General features: G+C 48.4%; 8 protein-coding genes. 1 reads left to right on the forward strand and 7 read right to left on the reverse strand.

The window, feature by feature from the left end; genetic code table 11:
• The 6 genes from IT392_13205 to IT392_13230 all read right to left on the reverse strand — a co-directional run.
• Positions 1–706: pirin family protein (locus IT392_13205; protein MCC6545429.1), on the reverse strand; the 706-nt coding region annotated here is incomplete at its 3' end.
• Positions 707–733: 27 nt separating this feature from the next.
• Positions 734–1,828 carry an ABC transporter ATP-binding protein gene (locus tag IT392_13210; GenBank protein ID MCC6545430.1) on the reverse strand — a complete coding sequence of 365 codons (1,095 nt, stop codon included), beginning with the start codon at positions 1,826–1,828 and terminating at the stop codon, positions 734–736.
• Between the two features lie 49 nt (positions 1,829–1,877).
• Positions 1,878–2,534 (reverse strand): molybdate ABC transporter permease subunit, encoded by a 657-nt coding sequence (modB, locus tag IT392_13215; GenBank protein MCC6545431.1) that lies wholly within the window; start codon positions 2,532–2,534, stop codon positions 1,878–1,880.
• A gap of 1 nt (position 2,535) precedes the next feature.
• Positions 2,536–3,333, reverse strand: coding sequence for a molybdate ABC transporter substrate-binding protein (gene modA / locus IT392_13220; GenBank protein ID MCC6545432.1), 798 nt, complete (start codon positions 3,331–3,333; stop codon positions 2,536–2,538).
• Positions 3,334–3,370: 37 nt separating this feature from the next.
• Positions 3,371–3,901 (reverse strand): porin, encoded by a 531-nt coding sequence (locus tag IT392_13225; protein ID MCC6545433.1) that lies wholly within the window; start codon positions 3,899–3,901, stop codon positions 3,371–3,373.
• Between the two features lie 210 nt (positions 3,902–4,111).
• Positions 4,112–4,519 carry a LysR family transcriptional regulator gene (locus IT392_13230; protein MCC6545434.1) on the reverse strand — a complete coding sequence of 136 codons (408 nt, stop codon included), beginning with the start codon at positions 4,517–4,519 and terminating at the stop codon, positions 4,112–4,114.
• A gap of 172 nt (positions 4,520–4,691) precedes the next feature.
• Here IT392_13230 and IT392_13235 point away from each other — a divergent pair, with 172 nt between their 5' ends.
• Complete coding sequence (locus IT392_13235; GenBank protein ID MCC6545435.1) at positions 4,692–6,146, forward strand: catalase; 1,455 nt, start codon at positions 4,692–4,694, stop codon at positions 6,144–6,146.
• A 9-nt stretch (positions 6,147–6,155) separates the two neighbouring features.
• Here the strand turns inward: IT392_13235 and mprF are convergent.
• A partial coding sequence (mprF, locus tag IT392_13240) for a bifunctional lysylphosphatidylglycerol flippase/synthetase MprF (protein ID MCC6545436.1) occupies positions 6,156–8,253 on the reverse strand: 2,098 nt, incomplete at its 5' end.

Genomic DNA, 8,253 nt, shown 5'->3' on the forward strand with positions numbered 1-8,253 from the left:
CTATAAACGGATCTCTTTGCATATCGAAATAGTTAACACCTTCAACATCAAATGAAAAGGGATTCTTTTCATTACAGAAGTATCCTGTTCCCTCAATAACGTATGCAAAGACCGTATGACCACGCTTGGTCTGGTGAGTGTATTTGGATCCGGCGTTTACTGTAATATCAAAGTACTCAGGGTCAATTACAATATCCTGAACAGGTCCCTGAATGTTCCCCAGCCTGCCGGATATGACCTTTATTTTTGTGCCATTCTCCAATACAACCTCCGGGATATTTGCGCTGGTTATTTCCCGGTATCGGGGTTCCATCATCTTACTGCTTGCGGGCAGATTGGCCCAGAGCTGAAATCCGCCCATCAGGCCGTTGGGACCACCCTTGGGCATTTCCTGATGTATGATCCCGCTGCCGGCGGTCATCCACTGCATGTCACCAGCCGATATCACACCCTTGTTTCCCATACTGTCACCATGTTCCACCCTTCCGCTGAGGACATATGTTATGGTCTCAATCCCGCGATGTGGATGCCATGGAAACCCTTTTAAATAGTGTTCCGGATTGTCGGAACGGAAATCGTCCAGAAGAAGGAACGGATCAAGCATTGGGACTTCACTGAATCCAAAAACGCGTTTCAAGTGAACCCCTGCACCTTCAAGAACCGGCTTACTCTTCAATACCTTTCTAATCTTTCTGACTTCATTCATCTTTATCCTCCTTTTTCAGGTTACTCTCTAAGGGATTACCCAGAGGTTTTCTTTTTTGAGGGACACCCGAATGCGCTTTCCTTTATCGAGGGATAACTTCCTTGCCACGAAATTTGGTATTTCTATCTTAAGAAAGGTATCCCCGCCCCCGGTTTTTAAAAACATAATCTGCGTTGAGCCTTTGCCCATGATTGATATAATCTCGCCTTCAATAATATTGTCGTGTACTTTTTTGTCAAGGGGCCTGTCAGGTCTGATTATCATGACCTCCTCAGGTCTGATACAGAACGAAACATCCTGCCCTGTCTGTAACTCTGTCCCCTCTGAAACAAAGGCCTTAACCAAACCTATATCCTTGTTCCGCATAGTAACCAGATGGCCGTCCATCCCTTCTATCGTACCGTCAAAAATATTCCGTGTGCCTATGAACCTTGCAACACTTCTTGTCCGGGGTTTGTAGAATACCTCTTCCCTCGGACCTGCCTGTTCGATGCGTCCGTTATTGATAACCGCAATCTTCTTACCCAGCATATAGGCCTCTTCAAGATCGTGCGTCACGAGTATAGTTGTGATGGGATAGAGGGTGTGGATTCTCAGTAGATCCGCCCGTAGCTTTTCCCTCACCTGGAAATCAAGCGCTGAGAAAGGCTCGTCCAGGAGCAGCACCCTCGGCTCTATGGCCAGGGTCCTGGCAAGTGCGCACCTCTGTTTCTGCCCGCCCGAGAGTTCATGAGGAAATCTCTTTTCAAGTCCGCTGAGACGCATTACGTCAATAAGTTCTCCAACCTTTTTTTGCACGATGGAACGTTCAAGCTGATTTATACCGTAGGCAATATTCCCATATACGGTCTTATGGGGAAAGAGTGCATAATCCTGAAAGAGGTATCCTATACGCCTGTTTCGCACCGGAAGATCAATATGATTCTGCGAGTCATAGACCCTCTCAGCGCCTATTTCAACAATCCCCTCGTCGGGAACAACTATCCCTGAGACCATTTTGAGGATCAGGCTCTTGCCTGCCCCTGATGGACCGAACAATACAAGGAGATCTTCTTTTACTGAAAGGTTTATATCTAAATTGAAACCGTCAAAGGATTTTTTCAGACGTACTTTAAGATTCATCCAAAATACACCTTTCAGGATGTCCGGGATTTCCGGAATTCCTATTCATTTAAAATCTCCCCTTGGTAAACCTTTCTGCGATGTAGAGCACCAGGAAGGAAAATAGCGTAATGATGCCTACAAGGACATTAGCAGTAGAAGTGTCTCCACTCTGTACCGCATCGTATATGGCGATCGGGAGGGTCTGCGTCCTCCCAGGGATGTTTCCAGCCACCATCAGTGTAGCACCGAACTCACCGGTAGCCCGTGCAAAGGCCATAACTATTCCGGCCAGGATACCGCGCCATGCTATTGGTAGAGTGATCGTCCTGAATATATAGAGATCCGTCTTCCCAAGGAGGCGTGCGGCATTCTCAAGGTCGTCCCCGACCCCTTCTATTGCAGCCTTAGCCGGTTTTACAAACAACGGCAGGGATGAGATCATCGCTGCGAGCACAGCCCCCTTCCATGTGAACACAATCTGTATTCCGAGGACGTTATCAAAGAACTGCCCTATGGGACTTCCAACTCCAAAGGCACTTAACAGATAGTAACCCAGTACGGTCGGAGGAATCACCAGAGGCTGCATGATGAGGACATCGAGAACAGTCTTCCCGAAAAACCTCTTCCTTGCCAGGACCCAGGCCAGCACTAGGCCTATTGAGGCTGTAAAGATCGTAGAAATTAAAGAGACCTTAACAGTCAGATATAATGGAAAAAGGTTCATCTTACTCAGGTATTATGAAACCATATTTTTTCATAATCTCACTCCCCGCAGGACCCTTCACATAGCGAATATAGGACTCTGCGGCCTCCGGATCCTTAGATGTTTTCACAATCCCCATGGTCTGATCAATCGGGTTATGGAGAGATGAGTCTATCCTTACATAAGTAATCTCCGGCACATTCGCCAGAGAGAGCGCTACTATCCCGGCTTGTGCATTACCGGACTGGATGAACTGGAGGGTTTGCCTGATATTCTCTCCGTAGACAAGCTTTTCCTTCAGTCTATCCCATAAACCGGCAGACTTCAATGCCTCCATGGCCGCCCTTCCATAAGGGGCATGGTCCGGATTGGCAATTGCCACATTTCTGATCTTAGATTTCAAAAGGTCCTTTAAATCTCTGACTTCTAATCCAGAGGATTTATTTACGGCAAGGACGATCACGCCCCGTGCATAACGCTCAACAGAGGAAGGAATGACATGGCCTTTACTGCTCAAATCCTCAAGATACTTCCGGTCTGCCGCAAAGAAGATATCAAATGGAGCCCCTTCGGATATCTGCTTTGCGAGCATGCCGGTGGAGCCGAATGAGAATATGACCTTAATCCCCGTTTCTTTTTCAAACACGGCAGCTATGTCTTTGAATGCAAAGTTAAGATCTGAAGCCGCCGCTACAGTGATGCTCCTCTCTCCTGCCGCCGCATTTCCCGGCGATAAAAGGTATAGCAGTGCTGCAACGGCCAAAGAAAAGAGTACCGGGACTATGATCGGGAAACTGATTTTATTTTTATACTGACCCATTGTTTGTCTCCTTTATTTTATAAGATTCCCTGACGGTTTAAAAGACGGTAATGGCCTGGACCAGAAAGAGATTTCCTATCCTGGAACTGGTTGCATCTGTCTCCTGGGCAGTGACGATTGGACTCTCACCGGCATCCCTGATCAGATAATTTGCCGTAATCCTGTTCTTGCCTTTCAGATAGTATGTCATACCCAGAGTGGTCGTCTTCAAATGGCTGTCGTCCGTATTGGAGTCCTTCTCATAGTCTTCGTATCTTGCCAGGACCTCCAGATCCGGCATAGGAGGGAGCTGACAGGAGGTCTGGAGATACCATCCACGGGGTTGCTGCGTTTTTCCAGATGAGGCACTGGCGGTTGCCACATCCCAGTTTTTCCACCTTGCCGCCAGGTATTCCCCTCTCAAGTGAATCCCGAAATTCAGCACATACTCCGCATCCACACCATATGCAGTCTCCTTTACCGCTATCTGCTCAGTCTCACCTTCCCCTCTGCCGGTATAGCCCGATAAACCGAGACTCAATCCATTTACCGGGGAAATGCTTATCCTTCCCACGATATCCTTCAACATAACCTCCCACAACTGGCATTAACTTACCCGATACCGCCTCTCCTGCTTTACCCGCCTCCTGCGCAGCTGCGCTGCCTGTAAAGAAGCAGGGTATCATTAAAAGGATTGTTAAATAAACTCCTGTTGAAAATCTCAAACGGTACTCCATGCTGGCATGTCCCCTTTCATGTGGCGATATCGTAAATTATGCATAACGATTGACAAATAATTTTATGCCTTAACATTCGTTACCTCTTTCTCTAAGAAATCCTTGAATCTGGCATGCAGGTCCCTGAATGCCAATACCGCCCTCTCCCCTGCAGTGGTGAGTTTAGCACCTCCCCCTCCTTTGCCCCCTGTGGCTGTCTCAATAAGAGGCTCCCTTGCCTGCCTGTTGATGGAATCAACAAGTTCCCATGCATGCCTGTAGGACATGTTCATTGATTTCGCCGCCTCTGAGATGGAGCCGTATTCTTTTATCCTTTCAAGCAGGATAACCCTCCCATATCCGAGAAATGTCCCGTCCTTTCCCTCGATCCATATCCTCCCCATTAACTCGTACCCATCTCTTTTAACAGAGGTATCTGCAGGAGTTCTTCCCTTCCCAAAGGGTTTTAATTCAGGTTTTGATCTTTTCATTTGCGTAATATACATCCGGGAATAACCCTTGTCAAGGCTATAAGAATTCATATTAGACAGACTTGACACCTTAAGTTATGGATAGTAGTGTGATACTCAAGTATATTGATTGTCCTGTATGAACTATAGAAAAAAAGAGAAAATAGTTTGAATTTTTCAAGGAGGTGTTACCATGAAAAACGATGACCTAAAACACACAACAAACGATGCCGGGATCCCCGTTCCCAGCGACGAGTATTCTCTCACTGTGGGGCCCAACGGACCCATCCTGCTGCAGGACCACTACCTCATCGAGCAGATGGCCAACTTCAACCGGGAGCGGATCCCGGAGCGCCAGCCCCACGCGAAGGGTGCCGGGGCCTTCGGACACTTCGAGGTGACCAACGATGTCAGCGCCTATACCAAGGCATCGGTCTTCCAGCCGGGAACGAATACGGACACGTTGATCCGGTTCTCGACGGTGGCCGGAGAGCGCGGCAGCCCTGACACCTGGCGGGACCCACGCGGCTTTGCACTGAAGTTCTACACCAGCGAAGGCAACTACGACATGGTGGGCAACAACACTCCTGTGTTCTTCATACGTGACCCGATGAAGTTCCAGCACTTTATCCGCTCCCAGAAGCGCCGTGCAGACAGCGGACTGCGCGACAACGACATGCAGTGGGACTTCTGGACCCTGTCTCCCGAGTCGGCGCACCAGGTCACGTGGCTGATGGGTGACCGCGGGATTCCCAAGACGTGGCGGCATATGAATGGCTACTCGAGCCACACCTATATGTGGATAAACCTGGACGGCGAGCGCTTCTGGGTGAAGTACCACTTCAAGACCGACCAGGGTATCGAATTCCTCACGCAGGAAGAGGCCGACCGGATAGCCGGGGTTGACGCTGACTACCACCGGCGTGACCTGTTCGAGTCAATCAAGAGGGGTGATCACCCCAGCTGGACGCTGAAGGTACAGATCATGCCCTTCGAGGACGCCGAGACCTACCGGTTTAACCCCTTTGACCTGACGAAAGTGTGGCCGCACGGTGACTACCCGCTGCACGAGGTCGGTCGGCTGACTCTGGGCCGCAACCCGACAGACTTCCACACCGAGATCGAGCAGGCGGCGTTCGAACCGAACAACCTCGTGCCGGGAATCGGTGTCAGCCCGGACAAGATGCTGCTCGGACGTCTCTTCGCCTACGCCGATGCCCACCGTCACCGCCTGGGTGTCAACTACAAGCAGATACCGGTCAACCGGCCAAAGGCACCTGTTCACAGCTACAGCAAGGACGGGGCGATGCGGGTTCAGAACGTATCCGACCCCGTATACACACCGAACTCAAAGGGCGGCCCGCAGGCTGACGGTAAGCGCTATCCCGAGGCAGCGATATGGGATGCCAGCGGTAAATTCATCCGCTCCGCCTATACACTTCATGAGGAGGACGACGACTTCGGCCAACCCGGAACCCTGGTGCGTGAGGTCATGGACGATGGGCAGCGCGACCGGCTGGTCTCCAACGTGGTCGGACACCTTAAGAAAGGTGTGTCCAAACCCGTGCTGCAGCGTGCTCTTGAATACTGGCGCAACATCGATAAGGAGATCGGCAACCGTATCGCTAAAGGCTTGAACAGCGGCTGATCGCCCTGTTCATTTAGCGACAACTCCCTTTAAACCTCTTGAAATCAGGGTAGCAAGGTTTGCAAGAATGCGCGGCAGGGCCAGGCCTCCGGGTGATGCAAGGTATTTCGGTTCCCACTCCGGGTCAAATTTATCTTTATATTCACGAAGTCCCTGAAAATTATAAAAATGTTCTCCATAACGAAATACAAATGAACCCAGCTTATTCCAAAGAGGAGCAAGGGCATGGGCTTCCAGACCTGACAATGGGGCCATCCCAAGATTAAACCAGTGATATCCTTCGTTTTTTCCCCAGAGCATAATTTCTATAAAAAGATAATCCATAAGACCATTAGGGGCGTCCGGAACATGCCGCATTAAATCAAGTGAAAGCTCCTCCTTTTCACCGCCGGGCCAGATATTGGCAAATGCCATAATCCTTTTATCCTTTCTGACTATTGCTGCCGGAAATTCTTTCAGGTATTCCTCATCAAAAAAACCAAGTGAAAATCCCTTCTCTCTGGTATTTTTTTCAGCTAACCATGCATCTGATATTTTCTTAAACTCAGGTAATATAAGAGGGACATCACCCTGATTGATTATCTCAAATGTAAATCCTTCCTTCGTGAGTTTGTTATGAATTCGTCGAAAGTCTTTACGATTGCCTTCGTCAAGAGAAAATGACTCAAGTCTGACATGGCCTTCTTCTCCAAGTTTGAGCAAGGTGAGACCAAGATCAAGGTATAAGAATAAGTTCTTCTGTTGAACTTCATAAAATACTGTCCACCCATCTTTACGGTCACAGATCTCCGTGAAATGCCAGATAAGCTCCGGCATTTCTTTCTCCTTGCCAACAGGGTCACCCAGCGCCACCCAGCTGCGACCTTCGATGCCATACATTATGAATGCATCTCTGTTATCACTGAATAGCAGCGACTTATCCCTGAGAAGGGCAAGATTAGCATAAGTATTCTCTGAATTCCTGATTATACTCCTTGCAATATCCAGGTCTTCCATCCTTAGAACTTCAGGTTCATGTGTAGCAGGGCTTAGAAGCCTGACCATTGCAAAGACCAGGGCAGCCCCAATCGCTCCTATTGTTGCCCGTAAAAACCGCGGGACATCTCCGGAAAGAGTCAGGCGCCACCAGAGTTCATTTGAATATTCTACATGTTTATATGAAAACATCCCAAACCAGACAGAACAGATAAGAATAAGAATTATAGCTCCGACCCATCCAGCGGAAAATCTCTGACTGATGAGAGAAGCCTTGCGGTAAAAGTGTTTCCTACATGGGATTAGCGCGAAAAACATAACTGCTAATATAGCGGCCTCTTCATAATCAGCACCTTTAAGCAGAGAAAATACTGCTCCGGCAAATAGGAGAAACAGCGTAATAATATATGCACCGTCAAGCCTTCTCTGAAGCCCCCAGGCAATGATCAAAAGGCACACACCAACAACACTGCCAAGGAAATGGGAAACTTCGATTACGGGTATTGGCAGAAAATCCTGGAGCAATTCATAACGCCAGATAACAGTGGGGGTAGAACCTGAAAATAGGAGAATGGCTCCACCGAGAAACGTTATGTATGCGAACGCATGGGGTATAAGCCTTGGTATCCATTGCCCGAATACAGATGTTACCTGTACAACTACCTTCTTTTTCTGAAGAAACTCGTGTATTCCAAGAAGCGCTGTCGCAACCCCGAGGGGAAGTAGATAATATATCCCCCTGTAAACAATGAGTGATCCGACTACAGAGTATGAAGGTAATGTTTGTGAGAGAAGTATTAATACAATTGTGTCAAATACCCCAAGCCCGCCGGGAACCTGGCTCGCCAGCCCGGCAATCTGCGCCAGCAAAAAGATACCAAGAACATTGGGATATGATAGTGCCTCTGAGGATGGTAATAAGAAATAGAGTACACTTCCCGCTATGGACCAATCCACGCAGGATACAATTATTTGTGAAAGAGAAAGCCCTGGACGAGGAATCGAAAATTCAAAACTCCGGATTTTAAAAGGCTTCTTTTTTAAAATACTCAGCAGCAGGTACCCTGCTGTCAGAATTAGAAAGAGTATTCCGATAGGTTTAACGGAGGTAAAAGGGAGATGAAGTGACTCA

The sequence above is a fragment of the Nitrospirota bacterium genome, assembly GCA_020846775.1.
GTDB lineage: Bacteria > Nitrospirota > 9FT-COMBO-42-15 > HDB-SIOI813 > HDB-SIOI813 > RBG-16-43-11.

Excerpts from the sequence above, each read along its gene's own strand:
- IT392_13210 (MCC6545430.1), bottom strand. The coding sequence starts at position 1,828 with ATGAATCTTAAAGTACGTCTGAAAAAATCCTTTGACGGTTTCAATTTA.
- modB (MCC6545431.1), bottom strand. The coding sequence starts at position 2,534 with ATGAACCTTTTTCCATTATATCTGACTGTTAAGGTCTCTTTAATTTCT.
- modA (MCC6545432.1), bottom strand. The coding sequence starts at position 3,333 with ATGGGTCAGTATAAAAATAAAATCAGTTTCCCGATCATAGTCCCGGTA.
- IT392_13225 (MCC6545433.1), bottom strand. The coding sequence starts at position 3,901 with ATGTTGAAGGATATCGTGGGAAGGATAAGCATTTCCCCGGTAAATGGA.
- IT392_13230 (MCC6545434.1), bottom strand. The coding sequence starts at position 4,519 with ATGAAAAGATCAAAACCTGAATTAAAACCCTTTGGGAAGGGAAGAACT.
- IT392_13235 (MCC6545435.1), top strand. The coding sequence starts at position 4,692 with ATGAAAAACGATGACCTAAAACACACAACAAACGATGCCGGGATCCCC.